Here is a 26,073-nt window from a genome sequence, read left to right on the forward strand (position 1 = left end):
GATTACTCCTCCCTGAGAACCAGTGCCGGGTCGATGCGTGATGCCCTGTGCACAGGCCGGATGGATGCGACTACCGATATGGCGATGCTGAGCAGGACCGAGGTCAGGGCCAGCCACCAGCTGAATCCCAGCGAGCGCTGGAAGACCGAGGTGCAGAGCAGCCGGGCGAACAGGTATCCCAGTGCGGTACCGATCAGCCCGCCCAGGAACCCATACAGGGCGGACTCTGCGCAGAACTCCGCCCCAATGCTGCCTGATGAGGCTCCCAGGGCCTTGCGCAGACCGATTTCACTGCGTCTCTGGGAGACGATGGAGGCCATGGTGGTGCCTACCCCCACGAAGGTCAGCACCAGGACGACGATTGAGACCAGCCAGAAGAGGGTCTGGAGCATGGTGATGGTGTGGGTGTCGCCGGAGGTGATCCTGGCCACCGTCCGTGCCGTAACCCCCATGCTGGTCATCTCATTGATGCTCTTGGCTATTGCCGACAGATCCGACCCCATGGCATCAACCGAGTACTCGATGACATCGGACCCTCGTTTGGCTCCGGTCAGCGCCTCCATGTCAAGCAGACTGGCGTAGATGATCTGATCCTCGGAACCGCCGGTATCAACGATGCCGCCCACCCGAAGTTCCATACCCGACTCTTGGGCATCCTTGGCGATGGACTCGTCAACCGGGGCTTGAGACCCCTGCTGCGCCAGGCTCTGGGCCTGGGCCTCCCTATTGCCGGGAGAATTCCCCGCCTGGGCCTGCTCATTCGATTGACCCGAATTGTCGGGCATCCCGGCCATGCCGTGCATGTGCCCGGACCCTCCGGAAGAAGCTCCTGAGGCGGAATGGCTCTCCGCCTGCGCGTCGGCGGTCTGCTGGGCATCGGACTGTTCAGCCCCGGCGGCAGCGCCCGCAACGGGAGCATCATCGGCGTTGTCCGAAGCCCTGTAGCTGACGGTAATCCTGCTGCCCGGTTTCAGTCCCAGTGCATCCGCCAGATCACGCCCCACCATGACGGAACCGACCTTGGGCCACTCCCCGTCCACATTCCAGTGGTGGTTGAGCTGGCGCACCTGCTCGGCATCAATCCCTGCCATCATGTGCGATCCGGCGTTGACCCTGACCGATTCGTACCGGTAGGTGGCATGCCTGGCCGGCGCCTTGGCCGTGACCATCTCCGTGGTGTGGCTGACCATGCCCGGCTCGATGCCCTGCCGAGACTGGCCTGCCTGCTGGATGGGAGTCACCACCAGGTTGGCTCCGTAGGCCCGCATTTCCTGATTCATCTGCCTGGGAACCTCCAGGCAGACGGCCGCCAGGCAGAACAGGGTGGCCGCCCCGACCATGGAGGCCACCACCGCCATGGATGCCCTGCTGCGCCGCCGGAACACCGCCCCGAAGAGCATGGTCAGGAACATACGGGTGTTGGTCATTGGTGCGTGGCGGTGGGCCGACCTACCTGATTGGTCTGTCATTCCACCCCCCTGCTTGGAATCATCTGCCATGGAGCACCTCCGCCGGTCGAAGTCTCAGAATGGAACGTATGGATGAAATGGATGCCACCAGCACGGTCAGGGCCAGAAGAACGAAGACCAGGACAAAGACCATGGGCCGCATGGTGATGCCAGAACCAAAGACGACGTGACCGACAATCTGCGCGACCCCGGACCCCAGCAGGGCGCCGACCACGGCTCCGACCAGGCTGATCAGGGCCGTCTCGGCCAGGACCAGCCGTGAGACAGCACCGTCGGTGGCCCCCAGGGCCTTGAGCAAGGCAAACTCCGATGATCGCTCGGAAATGGAGGCGGCCATCAGATTGGCCACGGCGATGGCAGCAGCCAGGAGGCTCAGGATGGTCATCAGAATCATGACGGCCTGGGTCTTCTGGAGTACGTCACCCTGAAGGGCCGCCACCTGGCGAACCTGTTTGGCCACAGCCCCCGGTATGGCCTCCTCAATCTGGTAGGCGATGGCCGACGGATAGGCCGTGCAGTACCAGGTCTCCCACTCGTCCTGGGAGAGGGCGGCCGGATTACGGGCGGCCTTCCTTGCCAGGTCATTCTCGGGGGTCGTCAGGGCCTTGACCTCCACCCTGTCCACCTGGTCGGGCAGTCCGGAGACCTTCTGCAAGGCCCAAGTCGGCACGTACAGGGCTGAGGAGTCGGAATCGCCTGAATCGAAGATGCCGACAATCCTGACCTGTTGGGTCTGTCCATCCATCTTCAAGCCAACGGTATCGCCAATCCGCTTACCGCCCAACCGGGCCGCCAGATCCTTGCCAATCATGCCCTGAGCCGGGTCCCCGGTCAAGGAGTCACGCCCGTCCTCGGGCCACGAACCCTCAACCTTCCACCAGGACCGGAGTCCCCTGACTCCGACCGTGGTGCTCTCGCCGCTGTCCAGGTGGATGTCCTTTCTGAACCAGGTCCCCACCACGGGGGCCTCGACCCCGTCCACACCCGCCTTGATGTCGAGCTGCGGGGCGAAGTCGGTGATGTTGTAGGCCCAGAAGATGGTCTTGATCTTCGGTACGTCGGATTCCTTCAGGTATGAGGCGGGGCGGGAGGACTGCTCCTGACTCCCCTGGTTCGCCTGGGAACCGTATAGGTCGGAGACCACCGCATCGGACTTGGGCTGCACGATGATGTTGGACCCATAGGTGGAGAGTTCGGCATTGAGCTTGTCGCCCACGTCGAAGACGACCCCCAGCATGGCGACGGCCACGCAGGCGGAAAGGCAGACGGTCACGGCTATGAGGATTCTTCTGCCGAACTGGCGGCTGAAGGACCTGACAGTCATTCGAATCAGAAACATGCCGACAGCACCTCCTCAGCTCTTGAAGTGTGAGGACAGGGCATCCAGATCGGCGGTCTGGATCAGGATGCTGCCGTGCCCGGTGGTATAGGGCAATGGAATCGGATTGCATCCACCCTTGAAGCCGATGGTGGCCAGGTTGATGGCCACATCGCACTTCTTGCAGATGATCTTGCCATCCTTTTCGTAATACCCGGCATCACCGCAGTTCTCGCAGGCATCCAGCCCGATTCCGTAGGCCGCCCCGTTCTTCTTGATGATGATGAACCGCATGACCGTGCCGTCCTTGGCCTTGTACTGGAAGCGGTGCAGGTGCCCATCGCTGACCTGGGAGAACTTGATGGTCGCCGTCTCCTTGGACAGGGAGTAGGTCTCGGGCGGCGAAAGCACAGGCACCTTGTGGGCCTGTGCCGTGCCCACGGTCAGGGCCAGGGTAACGAAGATCATCGCCACCAGGCTCCAGACGGATGAGGCCAGGGCTCGCCGACGGAAGGCCTTGTGCTGCCTGCTGACTGATGCGGTCTGCCCCTCCACAGGCATGCGGAATCCCGCAACCATGCAGGCTACGGCGGGAATCACGAAGACACAGACCTGGACGATGACCATGGCCTGGTTGGCGTTATAGAGCAGGGCCATAATCCTGAAGGGGAGACCATGCAGGATGAGCTCTCCGGTGTTCTGCAACAGGGCCAGCAACCCGGTGCCATGTTGAATCAGGGTCAGCACGACCACAAGAAGGGCAGCCAGTGAAAACGCCTTATGGGAACAGGTCCGATGCATGGATCGGAAGATGGCCGCCACGATGACGACTGTTGCTATGGCCAGGACGAAACCGAGCGCCCGAAGCAGCATTTCGGAGGTGAATACGGGAGAATTGGGCTCCACAAAAGCCGTCAGTTGGAGAATCACATCAGGTAGGGCCCTGAAGACACTGAGGGCGATGGCAAGGGTAGCCAGGCCGTTGGCCAGGTTCAGAGAGGCCCTGTGGTCATGCCAGTCACGGGTCAGCCTCCCGGCTGCCAGCACCACCCAGATCAGAGCCAGATCGGCTATGACGCAGGCTATCAGGGTGGGGAAATTGACCATACTGCGTCGGTTGATGACCGCGGTGGCCCTGAGTGCCGCAAATACGATGGCCGCCAGGGTGCCCGCACCCAGCCCGACCAGACGCCAGGAGGACGACAGGGGCTTGTCTTGCCCCTCACCGACGGTCAGTAGCACGCTGAGTACCATGACCAGGAGGGCCGGCCCGAGCGTCCCCGGCAGGACCGCGACGAATTGCTCAAGCATCTTGCCTGCCTTTCACGTACATTCTGTGCATGGCGGTGACCAGCACCCACCCGACCATGCTAATCGCACGAAGCGGCATACAGGGCCCAATCAATCCTCGCTGCGCCCGTATGCCGCCTTCCGCTTTTCAGGCCGGTCGAACTGCACCCCATTGCCGGGGCTCAGACCGACCCAGCCCTCATATCACCACTGGTGAGGGGTGTAGTCCCAATCCCAGCTGACCACGATGGGCTCGGTCCAGAAGTGGTCCTTGACCCCGGTCTCGGGATCGACGTGAAGCATCCACCCCTTCTTTTCGGGGGACTCGATGGAGTAGGTCAGCTTGTAGGATCCGGCCTTGTCCATCTTGATGTTGGCACCGTAGTGAGGGCCGTCCGAGGCATTCATCTGCATGAAGGTGCCGGACTGCTTGTCATTGGGGTCGTTCTTGTTCTCAATCGTGTAGTTGACGGTCAGGTCAGGAATGAACTCACCCTTGGCATAGCCCAGGTTATTGTCGGCCAGGGCATGGATATCGGCTTCCAGGTGAAGGCTGGCATCCGCGGCCTTGAGACCCATGGAGGCAGGCTCCATATCGATGGGCTGGAAGAAGACGGTACCGATGTTCAGCGGTCCCTTCTGCTGATCATCGGGCGGGATCGGAATCTCTTCGAATCCTGCGCCCTTGCTGTCTTCCTTGTCGCCTTCCGACTTGGAATTGGCGGTTGTATCGGGGGCAGGGGCTTCCTTGGCCCCCTCGTTCTTGCCCCCACCGCAACCGGCCAGGACCAGTGTTCCGGAGAGCACCAGGGCAGCCAGGGCTGCGAATTTCCTCTTCTTCATTTTCTTTCCTTTGTTCGTTCGGTTTCTGACTGTCTCATTGGCATGAGTCTTGTATGTGCCGGGCAGGTCGCGGCAAGGGCCTCAGTCGTCCTGATCGGACTGCCGGACCGACTCCTTCCGGTTCTTCCTGATAATCGAAATGACGGCGAAGACAATGACCACAACCAGTGCCAGGACCTGGGCACCGATGGACTGCACATAGGGATAAAGCCCTATCCAGTCGCTGGTCGGCACGCCCGGCAGGTAGGTGGCCGGCACCAGATCGCCCTCAATCAGGGCGTGGACACCGCCGCCCGCGAAGATGACCACCATGATGGCCATCAAGGCACTGGTGATGACGAAGAAGGGCCTGATGGGTATCTTGACCGAGGTGAACCGAATCAGGACAAAGATGATGACCAGCACCACAGCAGCAGCTGCAAATCCGGTCCATATCTCCTTGCTGCCGCTGGGAGCCATGGCGAAGATGGCCTGGTAGAACATGACCGTTTCAGCTCCCTCCCTGAAGACGGCCAGGAAGGAGAGAAGGGCCAGGGATATGACACTGCCCTGGGATATGGCGGCCACGGTCTTGTTCTTGATGTACCTGTTCCAGGAGTCCACCGAGGATTTGGAGAGCATCCAGTTGCTGGTATAGAGCAGCATGACCATGGCAACCAGGGCGACCACGCCTTCCAGAATCTCCTGCTCAGGACCGTTTCCGTTGAAGAGGAGGGTGAAGAGGATGGCCACCAGGCCGCTCCCGGCCAGACCGGCAAGGATGCCCCAGTATATGTATCGAATCTTGCTCTTGTAACCGGACTTGACCAGGTAGGCGATGATGGCGGCCACAACCAGGATGGCCTCAAGACCCTCACGGAGGAGAACAATGAAGGCCTGACCGAAAGCCGAGGTCAGGAAGGTGGTCCATTTGTTGACGTTGTCGGCCGCCCCTCCGTCCAGGATGCCCGCATCAGTGACCAGCATTCCCTTGAGGTCGTCAACCAATCCCTTGATTTTCTTCGGTGACTCCCCGCCGACCATGGCCATACGGGTTTCCTTGAACTGGTACTCCACCTGTGAGACCCGGCTACCGCTGATGGCATTCATGACGTTCTTCTCGAAGCCCAGCTTTTCGTAATACTGGTAGTAGGCCTTGTTGACCAGATCGGAGCCCTCCTGGCCTCTGCCATCGGCTGCGGCCCGGTAGGCCTGGTCCAGGATGGGGGTCATCTCGCCGGCCACCTGGGTCCAGGTCTTGTCGCCCTTGCCTGTATTTTTATGCTTCTTCGCGGCATCCAGACGTTTCCGGTCCGCCTTGATCTGCTCCTCCTGGGCCTTGGCATACTGCCTCGGCTTGGCCAGCGAACCATTGGCATCGAGCTGGGCGGCGGCATCGGCCAAATCGGCTTTCAGGGCCTGCGTATCCTGATCGATCTGCCCTTGGTTGCCTGGTGCATAGGCCTGTGACTGGAGGGATTGGAACCGCTGATCCAGATTGGAACGACGGTCCTGCCCCAATGTGGAGGCCGTGGCCGTTACAAAATTGGAAGCCACATATACAGAGTTGTAGGCCGCCATGAAGTCCGAGGCTGCACCCGCATTATCACCACGGGCGTAGGCCTCACGCCCGGAATCCAGTTCCTCGGCCATGGCTGTGGACACATCGGTCCAGGTGTCATAGCCAGAGGCCTTGTCGGCGGCAAGAGCTGTGTGAACAGGAAGAAGACCGGAAGCGGATACGGCCAGGACAGTCAGCAGGCAGGCCAGGAGGGAACCCGTTACTGCCAAGGCTTGTTTTGCCATGGCTTTAAGACGCATAACAGGTCCCTCCCTCAACAGTCCCCCGGCGTACATCACGCCATGTCTGCAAACCGCCGCGCTCTCTTGGTATCAAAGAGCAAATCTAGTGCACGGCAGCCTGAAAAAACAGACTTGATTTTTATGAGTTTCCCTACTAAGCAACGCCGGGACCAGCCAATAGGGCTCTTCCTGTCCTCTGCCCAGGCAGGGCCGTCGGCGCGGCTCCGACCCAACCGGTCACCCCTGGGTTTCAGCCTGCGACCCCGACCGCGTTCCGATGCTTCCACAGGCAGATGCCGCCAAAGACCGCCAGCCAGCATAGGCCGAAGATGGCGGGGATTCGGGTATCGGGGGCAAAGAAGAGGGAGACGTAGATCACCAGGAAGAAGATGATGGCTATGGGGCCGGTCACCTTGTAGGCGGGCATGAGGAACCCGTCGGGCATGAAGTCGTCGCTGGCTCGATACCTGTGATGGGCCAGGAGGGTCAGGATGTAGATGAAGATGATGACCGCGCTGGATGCCGAAGTGAAGAGGACGAAGGTGTTCTCAAAACCGGGCAGGGCGTGGAGGATTGGCGAGAGCAGGATCAGGACGCCGGAGAGGATGATGGCCCTGGCTGGCACCCTGCCCCGACGGGAGATTGTGTACAGGCTCCGCATGAGAGGCGATCCGCCTCCTGCCGCCAGCTGGAACAGGTTACGCCCGGCAGAATAGAGCAGGGAATTCAGGGAGGAGCAGGCTGCCGTGATAACCACGAAGAAGACCAGGCCCGCCGCCCAGTCCACGCCCGCGTATCTGAAGACCATGACGAAAGGCGAGGCGAAGGTCCCGTCGGCGTTGGGCTTGAAGGAGCGCCAGGGCACGATCATCATGATGGCCATCAGGGCGCCGACGTAGAAGATGAGAACGCGGATGATGATCTGGTTGATGGCCTTGGGAAGGACCTTGCGCGGGTTCTGGGTCTCGGAGACCGTAACCCCCACGAACTCGATCATCTCGTAGGCGAAGAAGACCATTTGGAAACTCATGAAGAAGGCCAACCACCCATTTGGTGCCAAGGAGAGCCCGTTGAGTATGTTATCCAGACCGGCATGGCCTGCGGGGCTGACCTGGTCCAGACCGGGCATCTGCACGGCCGGGTAGCGGAATCCGACGATGACCATGACCACAGCGGTGACAATCATGGCAAGAATCAGGGTGATCTTGATCATTGAGAACCAGAACTCGGTCTCGCCGAAGACCTTGACGGCAATCAGGTTGACGGAGACCATGGCCGCCAGGAAGCAGACCTCGATCAGGCCGCGCCAGGCCTCAAGGTTGATACCGAAGGTGCCGAAGAAGGTCACGAAGTACGTACCCACGGCCGTCAGTTCCGACATGCCTATCAGAATCAGCACGATCCAGTAGGACCAACCGGCGAAGGACCCCCAGCCCTTGCCCAGGTAGCGGGTGATGAAGGCGATGAAGGTGTGTTGGTTGGGGCTGCGATACATGAGTTCGCCAATGGCCCGCATGAGCAGATACATGACCAGGCCCACGCCGATATAGACCAGGATGATCGAAGGGCCGGTCAGGGCGATGGACTTACCCGACCCGAGAAAGAGACCCGTTCCGATTGTGCCGCCAATGGCGATGAACTGCACATGGCGGTTGCTCAATCCACGCTCCATCTGATTGGATGTATCGCGGGATCCGTCGGCACCCTGTTCGGTACCGGAGGTCTGCGTATTCCCGGCTTGCCCCATCGGTTCCACCTCCTCTTCCTTCTTCATCGACCACATCGCCGAACATCAGCGCGTCGGTCCTTATCGGTACCGCAGGTGCAGCGTTGAGAATCACTTCCGGCATTCGAATCGAGCGCCCAACGTGGACCGCATCCTTGCACACACATACCGGTATTGTTGCGCGCCGATTGCTTACCAGTGAACGGCATGACCACAAATCACAAGCCTTCCGTTCCACTATGCAAACACGGCACCGACCGGGGCAACCCTCGACATATACGGTGGGCGCGTCAGTAAGCACCGGTACGCTGACGGCTACCAATGGCTTCATAGCTAAGGAACGGCGACCAGACATGACTCAGACCCCACCCCCAGCGCAGACGGATACGCCGGCAACCCCGCAGGAGGGAGCCCTGCGCAGAACCCTGAAAAACCGCCATATTCAACTCATATCGCTGGGCGGGGCCATCGGCACCGGACTCTTCTATGGTTCGGGAGAATCCATATCCCTGGCAGGCCCGGCCATCATCATCGCCTATCTGATTGGCGGTTGGGCCATCTTCATGATCGTCCGAGCGCTGAGCGAGATGAGCGTGGAGGACCCCAAATCCGGCGCTTTCAGTTACTATGCCACCCGTTACTGGTCCAAGAGGGCCGGATTCATATCCGGGTGGAACTACTGGCTGAACTACGTTCTGGTTTCCATGGTGGAGCTCTCCGTGGTGGGTTCCTTCGTCAACTTCTGGTTCCCGTCCATCCCCGCCTGGGTCTCCGCCGCCTTCTTCCTGGTGGTCATCACGGCCACCAACCTGATGGGGGTCAGCAAGTTCGGTGAGTTCGAGTTCTGGTTCGCCATCATCAAGATCGCGGCCATCATCGCCATGATTGTCGGCGGCCTGGCCGTGGTCATCCTGGCCCTGCCCACGGCAGGCGGTCTCAAGGCATCCTTCTCGAACTGGTTCACCGTCGGTGGAGGGTTCCTTCCCAATGGACTGATGCAGCGGGGGGCCGACGGACAATGGACCGGCCTTCTCATGGCCCTGGCCGTGGTCATGTTCAGCTTCGGCGGCACCGAGCTGCTCGGCATCACCGCCGGAGAAACAGCGGACCCCCGCAAGACCATCCCCAAGGCCACAAACGCCGTCGTATGGAGAATACTGGTCTTCTACATCCTTACTCTCGGCGTCATCATGGCCGTCGTTCCGTGGAACGCCATCGGCAAACCCAACGCCCAGGGCATGGTAATCAGCCCCTTTGTGCAGATCTTCGATTCGGTGGGCATCCACGCCGCTGCCGGTATCCTGAACTTCGTCTGCCTCACGGCCGTCATGAGCGTCTACAACTCGGCCCTCTACTCCAACTCCCGCATGCTTTACTCCCTGGCGAAGCAGGGCAATGCGCCACGATATCTGGACCGGCTCTCCAAGGGAGGGGTGCCCTATGCCGGCGTTCTGACCTCGGCCTGCGTCATCGCCCTGGCCGTCGTGGTGGTCTTCCTCTGGCCTCGATTCGCCTTCAACTACCTGATGAGCGTAGCCACCATCGCCGCAATGCTCAACTGGGCCATCATCATGCTGACCGAGATGCACTTCCGTAAGGCCGTCGCCGAAGGGCACGGACCGGGCGAACTTGCCGGCAGGACCGGGAAAGACGCCCTGGAAGACCTCCATTTCAAGCTCCCCTGGGCCCGGGTGACCCCCTGGATGGTCCTGGCTTTCATGGCACTGGTGGTGGTGCTCATGTGCTTCTCGCCCAGCTACCGACCGGCGGTCACCGCCGGGCCCATCTGGCTGGCCATACTCCTGGCGGCCTACCAGCTGACCCATCGGCACCAACACAGGTGAGGCATCGGCCTGTCAAAATCCGAGACTGGATAGGGGGCTGACTGGTTCTTGTCAGAGAAATACTCTAGGCTGTCCTGTAATCACAAGTCACTGAAGAGGTGCCGAGCCTAACAGTAACCGAGGTCAGACAGTGTGGTGTCGACGACCCTCGGCGAAAGGAGGCTCGGCCGAAGCGGCCCGGTCCTACACGACCGGCTCGCTGGGTCCGGGTTGAAGAAGCCCGGGACTGTCGCAGCTTGATGCTGCGGAGCGCTATGGACCTTGTTACAGGCTGATTGCCTCATGAGATTCCGCCGGAACGATTGCGGAACCATACGGAAGCCATCGCCATGGCGCCCTCAGACCATGTCGAGGAGAGATACAGGCTATGGCGACCAGCAAGGGCGGGCACGAGAGCCCGGCCACGAAGCGTAAAGCTGCACAGGGCAAAGGGAATCAGGTACAGCGCAACCTGAAGACCCGGCACGTTTCCATGATTGCCCTGGGTGGCTGCATCGGCACCGGGCTCTTCATGACCTCCGGATCCACCATCTCCAAGGCAGGACCAGGCGGCGGACTGGTCGCCTACGCGGCCATGGGCCTCATGGTCTACTTCCTGATGACCAGCCTAGGCGAACTGGCCACCCACATGCCCGTCTCCGGCTCCTTCGCCACCTACGACGCCAAATACGTGGACCCCGCCCTGGGATTTGCCATGGGATGGAACTACTGGCTGAACTGGGCCATCACCGTGGCTGTGGACATCTCCACCGCGGCCCTGCTGATCCAGTACTGGCTACCGGACACCCCAGGCTGGGTTTGGAGCCTCCTGGTACTGGTGGTCATCTTCCTGATCAATGCCCTCACCGTATCGACGTTCGGGGAAACGGAGTTCTGGCTCTCCCTGATCAAGGTCCTTACGGTCATCGTCTTCCTGGTCATCGGCTTCGCCATGATTCTCGGCATCATGTACCGCCCGGCCGCAGGACTGCACAACTTCACCTACAAGGACGCCCCCTTCGTCGGGGGATTCCCGGCCATACTCAGCGTTTTCCTGGTTGCGGGCTTCTCCTTCCAGGGCACCGAGCTGATCGGGGTCACCGCTGGCGAGTCCGAAGATCCCAGCCATGCCGTCCCTAAGGCCATCCGGGATGTGTTCTGGCGGATTCTCCTCTTCTACATCCTCTCCATCTTCGTCATCGCGGCCCTGATCCCCTACACCAGTCCCCACCTCCTCGGAGCATCAGAAGGCAACATCGCCATGTCACCCTTCACCCTGGTCTTCCAACGAGCAGGACTCGCCTCAGCAGCCAGCATCATGAACGCCATCGTGCTGACCTCCGTGCTCTCCGCAGCCAACTCCGGGGCATACGCAGCGACCCGTATGCTCTATGCCCTGGCGCACGAGCACTATGCACCGCGCATATTCGGCAGGACGACCCGTCACGGCATTCCCCTGATGGCCCTGGCTGCCACAACGGTGGTCTCCCTGGCGACCTTCGCCTCAAGCATCTTCGGCCAGCGCATCTACATGTGGCTGGTGGCGGCCTCCGGTCTGACCGGATTCATCGCCTGGATCGGCATAGCCCTGAGCCACTACCGCTTCCGCCGGGCCTGGGTGGTCCAAGGGCACAAGGTCAGTGAACTCAAATATCACGCCAAGCTCTTCCCCCTAGGGCCCATCCTCGCCTTGGTGCTCTGCCTTGTGGTCATCGGGGGGCAGAACATCGAGGCCTTCGTCACATGGAACTGGCAGGAAATCGGAGTCACCTACATCAGCATCCCTCTGGTCCTGGCGCTCTACCTGGGATACAAAATCAAGCACCACACCAAGATTGTGCCCCTGGACCAGATGGACCTGACCTCCTCTTCACCCGAGTTCGAATCCCGAACGGGGGCCTGATTCCCGACCACCCACGACAGCGACCGGGACACACTGCCTAGTAGACTGATGGATCATCGGGGCAACCACCCCCATCAGCATCCCCACCGATTCCATAGTGCCCACAAGGCGAGCGATTCGGAAGGGCGCGGGTGACATCCATATCAGGGACCGGCCAGACGGATAATCCGACCAGCCTGAACCCTCCCCGACGGCGAGCGGGAAGGGTGGGCGCAGAATAATCAGCACTCGGTTTACGGGCATGCGGCCTATAGACCCGAAAGGGAGACGGAATGTCTTCAGATGATAAGGGCAAGGGGACCGGACAGTCCCAGGGCATGGTCAAGCGCAATCTGAAGACCCGCCATATATCGATGATTGCCCTGGGTGGCTGTATCGGCACCGGGCTCTTCATGACCTCCGGATCCACCATCTCCAAGGCAGGACCAGGCGGCGGACTGGTCGCCTACGCAGCCATGGGCCTCATGGTCTACTTCCTGATGACCAGCCTCGGCGAACTGGCCACCCACATGCCCGTCTCCGGCTCCTTCGCCACCTATAGCGCCCGGTATGTGGACCCCGCCCTAGGCTTCGCCATGGGCTGGGACTACTGGCTGAACTGGACCATCTCCGGAGCTGTTGACATTTCGACCGCCGCGCTCCTGATTCAGTACTGGCTGCCCGATACACCAGGCTGGATCTGGAGCCTCCTGGTCCTGGTCGTCGTCTTCCTCATCAACGCCCTGGCCGTCTCGGCCTTCGGGGAGACGGAATTCTGGCTCTCCCTGATCAAGGTCGCCACCATCATCGTCTTCCTGGTCATCGGCTTCGCCATGATTCTCGGCATCATGTTCCAGCCTGCTGTGGGCCTGCACAACTTCACCTACAAGGATGCCCCCTTCGTGGGCGGCTTCCCCGCGATCATGGGCGTCTTCCTGATAGCCGGATACTCTTTCCAAGGCACCGAGGTGGTGGGGGTCACCGCCGGCGAATCGGAGGACCCCGGCAAGGCTGTTCCCAAGGCCATAAACGAGGTGTTCTGGCGGATTCTCCTCTTCTATATCCTCTCCATCTTCGTCATCGCGGCCCTGATCCCCTACACCAGCCCCCACCTCCTCGGAGCATCAGAAGGCAACATCGCCATGTCACCCTTCACCCTGGTCTTCCAACGAGCAGGACTCGCCTCGGCAGCCAGCATCATGAACGCCGTGGTCCTGACCTCCATCCTCTCGGCCGTCAACACGGGCGCCTACGCCTCAAGCCGCATGCTCTACGGACTGGCCAAGGACCACTACGCCCCCAAGATCTTCGCCAGGACCACCAGGCGGGGCATTCCCATGGCCGCCCTTGTGGCCACCGTCTGCATGTCCCTGGCCACCTTCGCCTCCAGCATCTTCGGGCAGACCTTCTATATGTGGCTGGTGACGGCAACGGGCCTGACCGGATTCATCGCCTGGATCGGCATAGCCCTGAGCCACTACCGCTTCCGCCGGGCATTCAAACTGCAAGGGCATGATTTGAGCGAGCTCAAGTACCACTCCAAGCTCTACCCTCTGGGTCCCATCCTGGCAATGGTGCTCTGCCTGGTCGTCATTGCCGGGCAGGACATCCCCTCCATGGCCAGCCTGGACTGGTCGCACCTGGGCATGACCTACTTCAGTGTGGTTCTGGTCCTTGCGCTCTACCTGGGCTACAAGTTCATCAACCACACCAAAATCGTCAAGCTGGCGGACATGGACCTTTCAGGGGCCGGATCCGCCGACTGACCCCCTCCTGCTCAGGGTCGCGAGCGCGCCTTCCGCAAATGGAACCGCCCCACGTTGAGCAGAAGCTCATTCGTGGGGCGGTTCCTGTCCGGTCGTGATTCGGGGCCCTCAGGCCCGCAGGATCACTGAACCTGGGAACGGGCGATCTTGCCGGTGAAGGACTGGGCCTCGTCGGCATCCTTGACGTCCTTGTTCCAGGAGAACATGGCGCGCAGCTTGGGACCGACCTCCTCGATCTTCTCGTGGGAGAACTTCTCCTGCAGCTCCTTGAACTTGGGTGCCCCGGCATCCTGGTCGTCAATGAACTCCTTGGCGAAGGAGCCGTCCTGGATGCGCTTGAGCTGGTACCGCATGCGGTCCTTGGTGGACTCGTCGACCACTGTCGAGGTGAAGTCACCATACTGGGCGGTGTCGGAGCAGGACCAACGTGCCTTGTTCAGGCCACCCTCGTTCATCAGATCGACCAGCATCTTCAATTCGTGGCAGACCTCGAAGTAGGCGATTTCAGGCTGGTATCCGGCCTCGGTCAGCACCTCGAAACCGGTCTCGACCAGGTGGTTGACGCCACCCATGAGCACATCCTGCTCACCGAAGAGATCGGTCTCGGTCTCCTCCTTGAAGGTGGTCTTGATGGCACCTGCACGCAGGGCGCCCATGGCCTTGGCATAGGCCAGGGTGATATCCCAGCCGTCACCGCGGGGATCCTGCTCCACGGCCACCACCACCGGCACGCCACGGCCGGCCACGTACTCGCGACGGACGATGTGGCCCGGGCCCTTGGGGGCGACCATGAAGACGGGATGGTCGGCGGTGGGCTTGATATACCCGTAGTGGATGTTGAACCCGTGCGCGAAGCCGACGGCCGCACCTTCCTTGATGTTGGGCTCGATCTCCTCGCTCCAGATGGTGCGCTGGTACTGATCAGGGGCCAGGATCATGATGATGTCGGCTTCCTTGGTGGCATCCGCCACGGTCTTCACTTCCAGACCCTGCTCCTTGGCGAACTCAACCGACTTGGAGTTGGCACGCAGGCCCACAACCACGTCGACGCCGGAGTCGCGCAGGTTCAGCGCGTGAGCATGTCCCTGAGAACCGTAGCCGATGATGGCCACCTTCTTGCCTTCCAGAACCGAGAGATCCCCATCCTTCTCATACCAGATCTGTGCTGCCATTAGCTTTACTCCTTTATAAACGGTCCTTCTGGTCCACCCATTGCGGCCAGGGATCGCGAAACATTACTTGACTACTTGATTAGTTCTTATTCAGCGGACATTGCTCATTGGCTCCGACTCCGGATTTTGTCCTTCGCCAGGGTCAACCGACTAATACATCTTTTGCGTCCACCTTACTCGCGGCGTGGCCGGGCGAGCACCATGCGACTCATTGTTTGGACATCGATAAATATCGACTATCAAATGCGGAACGGAAACCGCTCACGCCCGCACGAAGCGCCGGAATCGGTTTACCCACTGGCATGAGTACATCCCTAGCCGCAGCTCACCCCACGAAAAATGCGCCTGGGAATCCTTTGGAAACCACGGCATGACGGGAATCATCGAGCCCGGCACAGGCAAAAGGGAACCGTTCAGCCAGACCATTGGGTCCAACCAGGAAGAGGGCCGTGGATAAACCGTCCGCCAGCGCGGTCGGATACAGTTTCGCCAGGCGATTATCCCGGGGGTCGCCCAGTTCCTGACCTTGATTCCCCGAACGGTCCTCCTGCCCCACCACCACCCAGGTGGCCTTGACACGGCGGACAGGCATACCATCGACAGCGTTGAGGATATGGTGGAGGGCCATCAGCCCCTCCTCCTCATCGCCCCCTCGGGGGACGGTCCATTTCCGCCTGCTGGGGGCCGAGGCGCCAAGAGAACCGGTTGTCATCCTGATGACTCCGACCGCCCTGGTCAGGTCATCGGGATCCTCCATGGCAATGGAGACCGCTCCAGGGGCCTGGATACGCATATCACCCCCGGCATCAATCAGGTAGTCTCCCACACCTTCGGCATCGTCGGTCCGGTTGAGCACATCAGCCAGGAGGTCCACCAGGTACCCCTTGCCCAGGGCTCCAAAGTCCAGCTGAACCGGCCCCCTGGTCCGCAGAATCACACCATCGCGCTCAACATCATCCCCCCAGGTGGACCTGCCCTTGATTCGCCCGAGATGGTCGACCGCATCAGCGCTCAAGCGGAAGGTCATATCCCTTCCATATCCCAACCGCGCAAGATCAGCTCCAACAGCCGGGTCCAGAGCACCCCCCGTGGCGAGGTACAGGCAATCGTAGAGGTCGAACAGGCCCTGGCAGTATTCGGGGAACCGGAAATTGCCGCCCCGCTTCGCTCGGGCCATGTCCGCCAGGATGGAATCATCCCGAAACCTGGACAGGGATGATTCATAGGTGTCAATCAGCCGCCCCAGTCCGGCACGGAGCTCAGACCCGACCGGCTTGGAGGTATTGATGATGATGCCGGTTCCCAGCGCTTCGGGAAAGGCTGTCGAATAGGGCATGGAGGCAGGTCCCGTTCCTGGACTCGGGTGCATCCCGCAACCCCCTCCGCAATCTGCGGACTCCGGCGACCTGCCGTATCCCGGCGTCATGTCAGCACAGGGAGTGAATCTGTACGATCTGGTCGCGACCGGGACCCGAACCGATAGCCGAGATGCGGCAACCGGAAAGGTCCTCAAGATGGCGGACATAGTCCTTGGCCCTGGTGGGGAAGTCATCGAAGCTGCGGGCTCCGGAAATATCCTCCCGCCAACCCGGAAGCTCCTCATAGACCGGCTGCGCGGACTGGAACTCGGCCTGGTCGGTGGGCATCTCGTCGACACGGACCCGAGAGCCATCGGCCCGGGTCACGTCATATCCGACGCAGACGGGAATGGTCTCCAGACCGGAGAGGACATCCAGCTTGGTCAGCACGATGTCAGTCAAACCGTTGATCTGAACCGCATAGCGGGAGACCAGGGCATCGAACCAGCCGCAGCGGCGCGGGCGGCCAGTGGTGACCCCGAACTCGTGACCCTGCCTACGCAGCCACTCGCCCTGTTCATTGTCGAGTTCGGTGGGGAAGGGACCCTCGCCCACACGGGTCACATAGGCCTTGGCCACACCGACCACCCGGTCGATCCTGGTGGGACCGACACCGGTGCCGGTGCAGGCGCCCCCGGCCGTGCAGTTGGAAGAGGTGACGAAGGGATAGGTGCCATGGTCCACATCCAGCATGGTGGCCTGCCCACCCTCGAACAGCACGTTCCTACCCTCATCCAGGGCCTTGTTGAGGATCAGCGAGGTATTGGCCACGTAAGGACGCAGGCGTTCAGCGTACCCGCTCAGCTCATCCACGGTGGCATCGATATCGATGGCCCGCCGGTTGTAGAGCTTGACCAGCATCTGGTTCTTCTGGTGGAGGCTGGCCTCGACCTTGTCGCGCAGGTGGTCCGGATTGAAGAGGTCATGTACGCGAATGCCCACACGGTTGATCTTGTCGGCATAGGTCGGGCCTATGCCGCGACCGGTGGTGCCGATTCTGCGTTTGCCCAGGAATCGCTCGGTCACCTTGTCCAAAGTACGGTCATAGGGGGCGATGACATGGGCGGACTCGCTGACACGAAGGCGGCTGCAGTCCACTCCACGCGATTCCAGCCCGTCAACCTCCTCGAAGAGGGCCTTGGGATCCACGACCACCCCGTTGCCGATGACCGGCGTGATGGAAGGGTGGATGATACCGGAGGGGAGGAGGTGGAGGTCATACTCCTGATCACCCACGACCACGGTGTGACCAGCGTTGTTGCCGCCGTTGAACCTGGCGACATAGTCCATGCGTTCGCCAATGAGATCCGTTGCCTTGCCTTTGCCCTCGTCACCCCACTGGGCTCCGACAATCACGATTCCAGGCATACGACACGCTCCTTTTCCAGCGGCCTCCCTCAGGAGCAAGGGCGGACCATCCACACACGAGCCTATCCCGACGTATGGAGCTGACCGGACAGTGTCAAAGCCTGGCCCCACAGGGAAATTCATCAAGGGTCACAACCCTGAGTGCAACAGTGGGACGGGTGTCTCCCACGGGGGTTCCTACTCTGCCAAGCGGGCATCATCCGTGAGCCAACTCTCTCCGGCCCACATCATCCGAGTGTTTGCAGGGAACCCTCTCGACTACTTCAGGGCACGGCCGGCGCTGCCCAGCCTCCGACAGGCCTCGACCACGCGGGCCGCCATGCGGTCTTCACCCTCCCGGCCCCAGGACCGGGGGTCGTACTCGTTCTTGGCACCGACCTCACCATCGATCTTGAGGACCTTGTCGTAGTTGGCAAACATATGCCCGGCGATGGCCCTGGTGAAGGCGTACTGGGTATCGGTGTCGATATTCATCTTGACCACTCCATAGGAGACAGCCCTGGCGATGTCAGCAGGCTCGGACCCGGAACCACCGTGGAAGACCAGAAGGAAGGGCTTGTCACCGGGAACCCCGGGGCCCGGAGAAGGGACCCGACCGGCACCGACGGCACGGGCGGTTCGGTTCTGGATCTCTCCCAACAGGTCGGGTCGGAGCTTGACCACGCCAGGCTTGTAGGCCCCATGCACATTGCCGAAGGTGAAGGCCACCATGTACCGACCCCGCTCACCCAGCCCCAACTCGTCGACCACTCTCAGCCCGTCGTCAGGAGAGGAATAGAGACGCTCATCAATCGCAGCAGAGTGACCGTCCTCCTCACCACCGACGGTACCCACCTCTATTTCCAGAATCGTATGGGCGGCCCGGGAGTCCTCCAACAGCTCCTTGGCGATGTTCAGGTTCTGCCCCAGGGGCAAGGATGAACCGTCCCACATATGCGACTGGAAGAGCGGATCCTGACCGCGAGCCACCTGGTCCTTTTCGTAGGCGAGGAGGGGACGGACCCACTCGTCCAGGTATTGAGGGGCACAGTGATCGGTGTGAAGCGCCACGGTGATGCCGGGGTACTGGTCGATCACCTCCTTGGCGAATCTGGCAAAGGCAATCGAGCCGACCACCCGATCGGCAAGGTTTCGCCCCGACAGGTAGGACGCGCCGCCGACCGAAACCTGGATGATGCCATCCGACTCCGCCTCGGCAAACCCCTCCAAGGCAGCATTGAGGGTCTGGGTACTGGTCACGTTGATGGCCGGATAGGCGTAGGAACCGCTTCTGGCCGCATCCAGCATCTGCGCATACCGTTCGGGGGTTGCAAGAGTCATGGTTGCATTATCCCAGTATCCCGGAACTTCAAACCTCGTCGACCAGACGGCATGATGAAGAGCGTTTTTCCCGGCCCCGTTGCCAAACCGCCCTCACCTGCCCGGAAGCGTTACGATTCATTCCTTTGGGCGAACGTACAGGCCCCGAGATTGACAAGAGTTTCGACCCCTAGTAGTTTATCAACAAGCAGTTTTGGTGAAACGTTATACCTTTTGCGGTTATTAGCGCGAACCATACGGAAGCCAAGCCAGGAAAGTCGAGCAATGAGGACAAGCGGGGGGACGACTTGGGTCCGCCCGCCTCGGAAGGAAGCAACCGTGGCAGCAACCAAAGAGACGCCCAGGAAAATCATCCTGGACCTTGATACGGGTATCGACGACACCTTGGCACTCTCTTATGTGCTGGCATCGCCAGAGGCCGAGCTGATCGGCATCACCGGCACCTACGGCAACGTGGTCGTCGAGCAGGGCGTAGCCAACGACCTGAACCTACTGGCCATGTACGGGCGCGACGACATCCCCGTTTTCAAGGGTATAGACCACCCCAGCACCACGGATTCCTTCTCCGTGCCCGCCGATTCCGAAATCTTCCACGGCGCCAATGGAACCGGCAACATCGAAATCCCGGCACACTCCGACCGGAAGGCCCAGGAGGAGAGCTCCGTCGACTTCATCATCGAATCGGTCCGGCGTTACCCCAAGGAGGAGCTGGCCATCGTTCCCACCGGCGCCCTGACCACCATCGCCGCCGCTCTGGAAAAAGCCCCCGACATCGTCGATAAGATCAGAATCGTCCTGATGGGCGGCAGCCTGACCCAGCCCGGCAACGTAGGACCCTTCGCCGAGGCCAACATCAACCAGGACCCCGAGGCCGCCAACAAGGTCTTCGCCACCACGGCCGACATCACCATGGTCGGGCTGGACGTGACCACCCAGGTGCAGATGAGCCGCGAAGACACCGAATCCCTGCGCGGTACAGGCACCGCAATCGGGCGGTTCCTGGCCGACATGACCGACTACTACATCAACATCACCGAGCAGGAAGAGGGGGTCTTCCTCGGCGGGTGCAACCTGCATGATCCTCTTGCCGCGGCCGTCGCCATCGACCCCAGCCTGGTCACTACCTTCGCCACCAACCTGATGGTGGAGACCGAGGGACCGCAGCGGGCCCGGACCATCGGCGACCCCAACCGCCTCACAGACAAGACCAAGAACACCAAGGTGGCCCTCTCGGTGGATGCCGAGCGTTTCACCAGCCAGTTCATGGAACGGCTGATGTCCTTGGCAACCGGCCAGACGACCGAACGATGAAAAGGGAAACGATGAGCGAAACAGCCGAGACTTCGAACTCCACCGCAGCAATCGCGGAAAACACCGAAGCCGATGAGAACAGGGCCAGGACCAAGCGTGCCCTGCCTGCCCTCCTGACCATCTTCCTCCTGGGCACCTTGATGATCCAGGCCTTCAACCTGGTCTTCCAGAACGTAGGCGATTCCCTGGGAATGTCCGCGAATGCCTCCCTCATCAGCACCCTGCCCGGCATCGTCCTGGGTGTGGTCTGCATGCTCTACGGGACGCTCTGCGATTACATCTCCCCCCGGAAGATGACCCTCTTCGGGGTCGGCGCCCTTATTATCGGCAGCCTCCTGGGCTTCTTTGGCGCCTCTAACTTCTGGGCCGTTGTCCTGGCCCGCATGATCCAGACCGCAGGCGGCCAGGTGGCAGGTTCGGTCTTCCTGGTCATGGCCATGAAGTACCTGAGCGACAAGGAGCGCGCCTTCTATCTGGGTGTCTTCAACGCCGTCTACTACGCCTCATCGGCCGTGGGCATCTTCGCAGGTGGCCTGATCACCTCCATCGACTGGAAGTACCTCTTCCTGGTCCCCCTGATCTCCGTCCTGCTCATTCCCCAGGTCCTGAAGAACACCCCCGACACCAGCGTCAAGGGGGAGCGGATCGACGCGTTCGGCATCGCCCTCTTCGCCTTGATCGCCGGGTTCGTGGCCATCTACTTCTCCTTCCCGGCCGCCTGGATGCTGGCTGTGCTGGCCATCCTGATCGCCGTCTTCGCGGTCTATGTCTGGAAGGGCAGCAACCCCTTCCTGAGCCGGAAGTTCGTGACCAACGGGGCCTACATGTCGGTGCTCCTGGCCCTCTTCGTCTTCTACTTCTTCAACTTCGCCTGCGTGCCGATCTACAACGTGATCGGTGACCAGATCTACCAGATCTCACTGAAGCAGGTCTCGATCTGCCTGACCATCGTCTACCTGGTGGCCACCCTGGTGGGTTGCGTGTCCGGCTCGATTCTCTCGACCATCGGCAGGCTCCCCATGCTGGTCCTCTCGGCGGCACTGATGATTGTGGGCAGCATCGGCTCGGCCATCTTCATCTCCTCCGGTTTCTGGACCCTGACCGCCCTGGCATGCGTCTTCATCGCAGGTATCACCATGTCGTACACCCCGCTCTACGACTCCTTCTCGGCCACCCTGCCGGTGGACCAGAACGGACGCGGAATCGGCATCGGCGACCTGATGATGAACACCTCTGCCTCCATCGGTATGGCCGTATACAGCGGGCTGATGTCCAACCAGAGCTTCGGTTCACGCGGCTTCCTTGGCGTTGAGCCCGGCGCTCCGGCCCAGGCGGCCAACATGTTCTGGGTAATGGGCCTGACAGCGGCCCTGGCCCTGGTCATTGTTCTGATCTTCCATCGGAACATGTCTTCCAAGGCCCCCAAGAACCAGTAACCAAGAACAACAAGACTTCCCACGAACACCAATATCAGGATTTGGTCAGCGCCACGACCAGGACGTGGGCGGTACCCCAATACCGCCCACTAACCCCTGTCGTGGGGTTGGCCATGTATACCGGGGAGGAAGCATCGGTGGGTATGCCTTCGGCATCGTAATATCCCCCTCTTCCCTCAGCCGCCGGAGACATAACCGCCACTCCCCTCCCCCTTTGAAAGGCCCCGTCATTGCCATAACGGACGGGGCCTTTTTCATACCTTCCGACATGAGGAAAACGAACGCGCCACGAGCAGGCAGGGATTGGGGCAACGACCCGTGTCCGACAGGAAACGGGCATGACCGGCAGGATGGAACTTCCCAGCTAGAACGACAGACCGCATATAAGAGAGAACCCGGCGGGAGTTGGGTCCGCCGGGTCAGAGAGAAGAAAGGGAAATCAGTTATGCAAATGTCGTAATGACATCCGATCGGCGGTACTAACTGCCGACAATTACAGTAAACACCGGAGACCTTGGGAAGACGATGGGATTACCTGAAAAAGTGCTGACAACCCGGAATCAGGGCCTACCGAGCCCCGGCATGCAGTACGCAGGTTACCGCCAAAGCGCCCCAGGAATCAGACCCAACTCCCGGCACTGTAGACTGATACATGACTCATGCTCACGCATCTCGCAACATCTCAGTATTGTAGAGGCATCGGCTTAAGAGTGAATTGCAAAAGGAGAACAGGCACATGCTGCTCAGCGACCGTGACATATTGAAAGCCCATGATGAAGGGCACCTCGCCCTGGACCCATGGACACCGCAAATGGTCCAGCCTGCCAGTATTGATGTTCGTCTCGATAAGTACTTCCGCGTCTTCAACAATCACGAGTACACCTATGTGGATCCGGCCGAAGACCAGGGTGCACTGACCGAGCAGTTCGAAGTGCGCCAGGGCGATCCCTGGATTCTCCACCCTGGTGAGTTCATACTGGGCTCAACCTGGGAGTACATAAAAATTGACTCCACCCTGGCCGCCCGTCTGGAAGGCAAGAGTTCGCTGGGGCGTCTCGGCATCCTCACCCATTCCACGGCCGGCTTCATCGATCCCGGCTTCGAGGGGCATATCACCTTGGAGCTGTCGAACGTCAGCAACCTGCCGGTGAAACTGTGGCCGGGGATGAAAATCGGACAGATGTGCTTCTTCGAGCTCACTTCTGGCAGCGAATTCCCCTACGGATCAAAGCACAATGGCTCCCACTACCAGGGCCAGCGGGGCCCCACCCCCTCACGTTCCTATGTCGACTTCTACAAGGCCGACGTCTCCAGCTGATTCCCGCCCCTGACCCTCCCAGGTGCCAGGGGCGGGGCGGATTCCCCGTTTTCGCGACTCACTCGTTTGATTTCAAACCCACTTGAAGGCGTATGCATGCAGAGGAGCATACACTCGCCTTCAGGATGCGCAAGTGACCACTGCACCCCTGAGGCCCTGCCCTGGGTTGAGACTCTGCACGGGACCGGCAGGTTCCAGCCTGCCCCTAATATGGAGAACATGGCTATGAAGAAAGGCCCGACCAAGGGTTCGGGCGGCAAGCACCGCAACAAGCTTCGAGGCAAGGGGCCCACCCCCAAGGCCGAGGATCGTGTATATCACAAGGCATACAAGGCCAAGCAGGCGGCCCAGCGCCGACAGGCCGCAGACCCTCGCCTGGCAGCGCGGCGTCGTGCCGACCGATTCACCTCGGATTCCGATGACCTGGTCATCGGCCGGAATGCCGTACTTGAGGCCCTGCGTGTAGGGGTACCGGCCAGCCAGCTCTACCTGGCTGCGCGCATGGAGCACGACGACCGAACCCGGGAGATCGTCCGCCTGGCCGGGCAGGAGGGCCTGAACCTCCTTGAGGCCGACCGCCTTGAAATGAACCGAATCGCCCGGTCCAGCAACCACCAGGGTGTGGTCCTCAAGGTACAGCCCTACCAGTACTCCTCCCTGCAGGAGCTGGTGGACAGGGCCGAGAAGCACGCCTCCGCCCTGAGCAAGGCCAGCGGAGCCGCAAGGGTCAACGCCCGTCCGCTCTTCATCGCCCTGGACGGTGTGACAGACCCCCAGAACCTGGGAGCCGTAATCCGATCTGCCGCCGCCTTCGGGGCTTCAGGTGTCATCCTGCCCGAACGGCGCAGCGCCTCGGTCACCGCAGCCGCCTGGAAGGTATCGGCCGGGGCGGCAGCCCATATGCCCGTGGCCAGGGTGGTCAATCTGACCAAGGCCATCCAGGGACTCAAGGAGCGCGGCTACTATGCCGTTGGTCTGGCAGGCGAAGGCCAGGCAATCGTCGGTGAGACCGGCTTTGAAACCGACCCCCTGATCGTGGTTCTGGGTTCCGAAGGCAAGGGGCTGAGCCGCCTGGTCAGTGAAAGCTGTGATGCCCTGGCCTCCATCCCCATCTCCAGCTCGGTCGAGTCCCTCAACGCCTCAGTGGCGGCCGGTATCAGCCTCTATGCCGTCTCCACGGCCCGCCGCAAGTCCGTCGAGTAGGCAGGGCCGTCAGAACAATTCAGCCGACCACGGGCGTTCAACCCCGTGGTCGGCTGAATTGTCATCAGATCTGATTCATCAGCTGGAAGCCCAGACCGCGGCATCCTGATCATCCTGGTCAGCGGCGGCCTCCAGACTTCCCGGGGTGAGTCCGCCCCCGAAGACCGGATTGACTGGGTCGCTCCGGCCTTCATCACTTCCGACGGCTTCACCCCTCCCACCGTCTCCGCGCTGCTTCCAGTGCATCTCATCATCCACGACACCGGAGTCGGCTTCTTCGTTGATGGTCTTCATGTCTTCCGAGTCCAACCTGTATTCAGGCAGGGACTCCTTGATGTAGCTCTGTACGGCCTCGGCCATGGGTACATCATGCCCGGCCTTTTCCGCCAGGCGCCAACGATGGGTCAGAACCTCATGGAAGAACTGGGCCGGCTCAATCTGGCTGCGGTACTCGGACGGTATCATCCGAACGGTGGGCTCGAAGACCTCGCGCATCCAATCGGTGGCCACAATCTCCAGATCTTCGCCCTGCCGCCAGGTCGAAGCCCGATAGGCATCCAGATCGTTCAGGAGGCGACGAGCCTGATTCTCCTGGACATCCAGGCCGGTCAGACGCAGAAGCTTGCGGGAGGCGTACCCGGCATCGACCACCCTGGGTCGCACCAGTACACGGTTCCCGTCCTCCTCGGTCTTCATTTCAAGCTCATCCACATCGAAGCCCAGGTCGTTGAGCTTGTTGACCCTGCGTTCGATCTTCCACATCTCGTCAGGGTCAAAGCTGTCGACGTCGGTCAGGGCACTCCACAGGGAGTGGTAGCGGTCGACCAGACGGTTGCCCACATCCACCTCGTCCACATCACCGGAGAGGAGATTGCCCGAGTGGAGATCCATCAGTTCGCCGATGATATTGGTCCTGGCCAGGTCGATATCGTACTCGCGTTGACCATCGGTCAGGCTGGCATGGAGGTCACCGGTCTCGGCATCGACCAGGAAGGCCGAGAAGGCATCTGCGTCACGCAAGAAAAGCACGTTGGATAGGGATACGTCACCCCAATAGAAACCACCCAGATGCAACCTGACCAGGAGGACCGCCAGGGCATCAATCAGACGTTCGGCCGTATCGGGGCGGAGGTTGCGCGCAAAGAGTGCACGGTAGGGCAGGGAGAACTTCAGATGCTGTGTGACCAGCATGGCCTCCAAGGGCTGCCCATCCCGGGTATGCCGCCCGGTGACCACGGCAATCGGATTGACCGTGGGCAGCTCCAGCTTCTGGAGCTTACGGAGCAGCTCATACTCCCGTTCGGCCACCCGCTGGGTTATCTCCTTCATGGCATATACGTCATCGCCCACATGGACGAAGCGGACGACGTGCCTGGAGATGCCGCGGGGCAGATTGGCCAGAAGCTCCTGGGGCCAGGTCGCCAGTGGATCCTCCCAGGGGAGGGTGAACATCTTCGGATTGGAACTTGAGGCGGTGATGTGCAGGGCGGCGGGTTCCCGTTCAGGCTGGGAGGAATCCGGCACCTGTATGGATGTGGCCTGGACGGCCCTGGGATCCATGGAGGCTGCGGTGGCCCGGTTGATATTCACACTGGTCATGCTTCACCAATCTAATCGTCGCCCCTCCCACACGGGAAGAGCCCCGCGCGAACCTGTCGCACAGGGCTCCTGGTCACCCGACCAATAGG

At 61.0% G+C, this 26,073-nt stretch carries 19 protein-coding genes and 1 riboswitch; of the genes, 7 read left to right on the top strand and 12 right to left on the bottom strand.

The annotated features are described in order from the left end of the window. Window positions 1-2 precede the first annotated feature (2 nt). From BINDI_RS06790 to BINDI_RS06815, 6 genes are all read right to left on the bottom strand, one after another. The gene (locus BINDI_RS06790; protein WP_033491248.1) at window positions 3-1,427 is read right to left on the bottom strand and encodes an ABC transporter permease; all 1,425 of its coding nucleotides are present in this window, start codon (window positions 1,425-1,427) and stop codon (window positions 3-5) included. A 61-nt stretch (window positions 1,428-1,488) separates the two neighbouring features. Beyond that, complete coding sequence (locus BINDI_RS06795) at window positions 1,489-2,808, bottom strand: ABC transporter permease (protein ID WP_033491080.1); 1,320 nt, start codon at window positions 2,806-2,808, stop codon at window positions 1,489-1,491. 15 nt (window positions 2,809-2,823) lie between these two features. Beyond that, the gene (locus tag BINDI_RS06800) at window positions 2,824-4,098 is read right to left on the bottom strand and encodes a Fe-S-containing protein (RefSeq protein WP_033491078.1); all 1,275 of its coding nucleotides are present in this window, start codon (window positions 4,096-4,098) and stop codon (window positions 2,824-2,826) included. A 183-nt stretch (window positions 4,099-4,281) separates the two neighbouring features. Continuing rightward, the gene (locus BINDI_RS06805) at window positions 4,282-4,920 is read right to left on the bottom strand and encodes an iron transporter (RefSeq protein WP_033491077.1); all 639 of its coding nucleotides are present in this window, start codon (window positions 4,918-4,920) and stop codon (window positions 4,282-4,284) included. A gap of 81 nt (window positions 4,921-5,001) precedes the next feature. Continuing rightward, window positions 5,002-6,720, bottom strand: coding sequence for an FTR1 family iron permease (locus BINDI_RS06810; RefSeq protein WP_033491076.1), 1,719 nt, complete (start codon window positions 6,718-6,720; stop codon window positions 5,002-5,004). A gap of 232 nt (window positions 6,721-6,952) precedes the next feature. Continuing rightward, window positions 6,953-8,476 (bottom strand): amino acid permease, encoded by a 1,524-nt coding sequence (locus BINDI_RS06815; RefSeq protein ID WP_237742943.1) that lies wholly within the window; start codon window positions 8,474-8,476, stop codon window positions 6,953-6,955. A gap of 305 nt (window positions 8,477-8,781) precedes the next feature. Here BINDI_RS06815 and BINDI_RS06820 point away from each other — a divergent pair, with 305 nt between their 5' ends. The 3 genes from BINDI_RS06820 to BINDI_RS06830 all read left to right on the top strand — a co-directional run bounded on the left by BINDI_RS06820 (window position 8,782) and on the right by BINDI_RS06830 (window position 13,899). Continuing rightward, on the top strand, window positions 8,782-10,272 hold the full coding sequence (locus BINDI_RS06820; RefSeq protein WP_033491075.1) for an amino acid permease: 1,491 nt from the start codon (window positions 8,782-8,784) through the stop codon (window positions 10,270-10,272). A gap of 85 nt (window positions 10,273-10,357) precedes the next feature. Next, a riboswitch (Lysine riboswitch) is annotated at window positions 10,358-10,535 on the top strand. 104 nt (window positions 10,536-10,639) lie between these two features. After that, window positions 10,640-12,154, top strand: coding sequence for an amino acid permease (locus BINDI_RS06825; RefSeq protein ID WP_033491074.1), 1,515 nt, complete (start codon window positions 10,640-10,642; stop codon window positions 12,152-12,154). Window positions 12,155-12,426: 272 nt separating this feature from the next. Beyond that, complete coding sequence (locus BINDI_RS06830) at window positions 12,427-13,899, top strand: amino acid permease (protein WP_033491073.1); 1,473 nt, start codon at window positions 12,427-12,429, stop codon at window positions 13,897-13,899. Window positions 13,900-14,021: 122 nt separating this feature from the next. Here the strand turns inward: BINDI_RS06830 and ilvC are convergent, their stop codons facing one another. The 4 genes from ilvC to fbaA all read right to left on the bottom strand — a co-directional run bounded on the left by ilvC (window position 14,022) and on the right by fbaA (window position 19,117). Further along, window positions 14,022-15,125 (bottom strand): ketol-acid reductoisomerase, encoded by a 1,104-nt coding sequence (ilvC, locus tag BINDI_RS06835; protein WP_258323591.1) that lies wholly within the window; start codon window positions 15,123-15,125, stop codon window positions 14,022-14,024. Between the two features lie 271 nt (window positions 15,126-15,396). Next, window positions 15,397-16,407, bottom strand: coding sequence for an FAD:protein FMN transferase (locus BINDI_RS06840; RefSeq protein ID WP_052108994.1), 1,011 nt, complete (start codon window positions 16,405-16,407; stop codon window positions 15,397-15,399). A gap of 91 nt (window positions 16,408-16,498) precedes the next feature. Beyond that, window positions 16,499-17,797, bottom strand: a complete 1,299-nt coding sequence (locus tag BINDI_RS06845) for an adenylosuccinate synthase (protein ID WP_033491070.1) — start codon at window positions 17,795-17,797, stop codon at window positions 16,499-16,501. A gap of 258 nt (window positions 17,798-18,055) precedes the next feature. Then, the gene (gene fbaA, locus BINDI_RS06850; protein ID WP_033491066.1) at window positions 18,056-19,117 is read right to left on the bottom strand and encodes a class II fructose-bisphosphate aldolase; all 1,062 of its coding nucleotides are present in this window, start codon (window positions 19,115-19,117) and stop codon (window positions 18,056-18,058) included. Between the two features lie 318 nt (window positions 19,118-19,435). On the opposite strand from fbaA, the gene BINDI_RS06855 reads away from it, so the two are divergent. Both BINDI_RS06855 and BINDI_RS06860 read left to right on the top strand, forming a co-directional pair. Continuing rightward, window positions 19,436-20,428 (top strand): nucleoside hydrolase, encoded by a 993-nt coding sequence (locus BINDI_RS06855; protein ID WP_033491064.1) that lies wholly within the window; start codon window positions 19,436-19,438, stop codon window positions 20,426-20,428. A gap of 11 nt (window positions 20,429-20,439) precedes the next feature. After that, window positions 20,440-21,864 (top strand): MFS transporter, encoded by a 1,425-nt coding sequence (locus tag BINDI_RS06860; RefSeq protein ID WP_033491062.1) that lies wholly within the window; start codon window positions 20,440-20,442, stop codon window positions 21,862-21,864. Between the two features lie 34 nt (window positions 21,865-21,898). On the opposite strand, the gene BINDI_RS07535 is transcribed toward BINDI_RS06860, so the two are convergent. Continuing rightward, a complete protein-coding gene (locus BINDI_RS07535) occupies window positions 21,899-22,057 on the bottom strand; it encodes a hypothetical protein (RefSeq protein WP_158332609.1) in 159 nt (52 codons plus the stop codon). 543 nt (window positions 22,058-22,600) lie between these two features. On the opposite strand from BINDI_RS07535, the gene dcd reads away from it, so the two are divergent. Both dcd and rlmB read left to right on the top strand, forming a co-directional pair. Further along, entirely contained in the window at window positions 22,601-23,182 is a 582-nt protein-coding gene (dcd, locus tag BINDI_RS06865; RefSeq protein ID WP_033491059.1) for a dCTP deaminase, read from the top strand. 219 nt (window positions 23,183-23,401) lie between these two features. Next, window positions 23,402-24,385: a 23S rRNA (guanosine(2251)-2'-O)-methyltransferase RlmB gene (gene rlmB / locus BINDI_RS06870; RefSeq protein WP_033491245.1), complete on the top strand. Its 984-nt coding sequence runs from the start codon at window positions 23,402-23,404 to the stop codon at window positions 24,383-24,385. A 78-nt stretch (window positions 24,386-24,463) separates the two neighbouring features. Here the strand turns inward: rlmB and BINDI_RS06875 are convergent, their stop codons facing one another. Beyond that, the gene (locus BINDI_RS06875; RefSeq protein ID WP_081830888.1) at window positions 24,464-25,945 is read right to left on the bottom strand and encodes a DUF4032 domain-containing protein; all 1,482 of its coding nucleotides are present in this window, start codon (window positions 25,943-25,945) and stop codon (window positions 24,464-24,466) included. Between the last annotated feature and the right edge of the window lie 128 nt (window positions 25,946-26,073).

Source organism: Bifidobacterium [indicum] DSM 20214 = LMG 11587 (assembly GCF_000706765.1).
Classification (GTDB): Bacteria; Actinomycetota; Actinomycetes; order Actinomycetales; family Bifidobacteriaceae; genus Bombiscardovia; species Bombiscardovia coryneformis.

Coding starts and splice junctions, on each gene's coding strand:
- BINDI_RS06790 (WP_033491248.1), bottom strand. CDS start 1,427: ATGACCAACACCCGTATGTTCCTGACCATGCTCTTCGGGGCGGTGTTC.
- BINDI_RS06795 (WP_033491080.1), bottom strand. CDS start 2,808: ATGTTTCTGATTCGAATGACTGTCAGGTCCTTCAGCCGCCAGTTCGGC.
- BINDI_RS06800 (WP_033491078.1), bottom strand. CDS start 4,098: ATGCTTGAGCAATTCGTCGCGGTCCTGCCGGGGACGCTCGGGCCGGCC.
- BINDI_RS06805 (WP_033491077.1), bottom strand. CDS start 4,920: ATGAAGAAGAGGAAATTCGCAGCCCTGGCTGCCCTGGTGCTCTCCGGA.
- BINDI_RS06810 (WP_033491076.1), bottom strand. CDS start 6,720: ATGCGTCTTAAAGCCATGGCAAAACAAGCCTTGGCAGTAACGGGTTCC.
- BINDI_RS06815 (WP_237742943.1), bottom strand. CDS start 8,476: ATGAAGAAGGAAGAGGAGGTGGAACCGATGGGGCAAGCCGGGAATACG.
- BINDI_RS06820 (WP_033491075.1), top strand. CDS start 8,782: ATGACTCAGACCCCACCCCCAGCGCAGACGGATACGCCGGCAACCCCG.
- BINDI_RS06825 (WP_033491074.1), top strand. CDS start 10,640: ATGGCGACCAGCAAGGGCGGGCACGAGAGCCCGGCCACGAAGCGTAAA.
- BINDI_RS06830 (WP_033491073.1), top strand. CDS start 12,427: ATGTCTTCAGATGATAAGGGCAAGGGGACCGGACAGTCCCAGGGCATG.
- BINDI_RS06840 (WP_052108994.1), bottom strand. CDS start 16,407: ATGCCCTATTCGACAGCCTTTCCCGAAGCGCTGGGAACCGGCATCATC.
- BINDI_RS06845 (WP_033491070.1), bottom strand. CDS start 17,797: ATGCCTGGAATCGTGATTGTCGGAGCCCAGTGGGGTGACGAGGGCAAA.
- fbaA (WP_033491066.1), bottom strand. CDS start 19,117: ATGACTCTTGCAACCCCCGAACGGTATGCGCAGATGCTGGATGCGGCC.
- BINDI_RS06860 (WP_033491062.1), top strand. CDS start 20,440: ATGAGCGAAACAGCCGAGACTTCGAACTCCACCGCAGCAATCGCGGAA.
- BINDI_RS07535 (WP_158332609.1), bottom strand. CDS start 22,057: ATGTCTCCGGCGGCTGAGGGAAGAGGGGGATATTACGATGCCGAAGGC.
- dcd (WP_033491059.1), top strand. CDS start 22,601: ATGCTGCTCAGCGACCGTGACATATTGAAAGCCCATGATGAAGGGCAC.
- rlmB (WP_033491245.1), top strand. CDS start 23,402: ATGGCTATGAAGAAAGGCCCGACCAAGGGTTCGGGCGGCAAGCACCGC.
- BINDI_RS06875 (WP_081830888.1), bottom strand. CDS start 25,945: ATGGATCCCAGGGCCGTCCAGGCCACATCCATACAGGTGCCGGATTCC.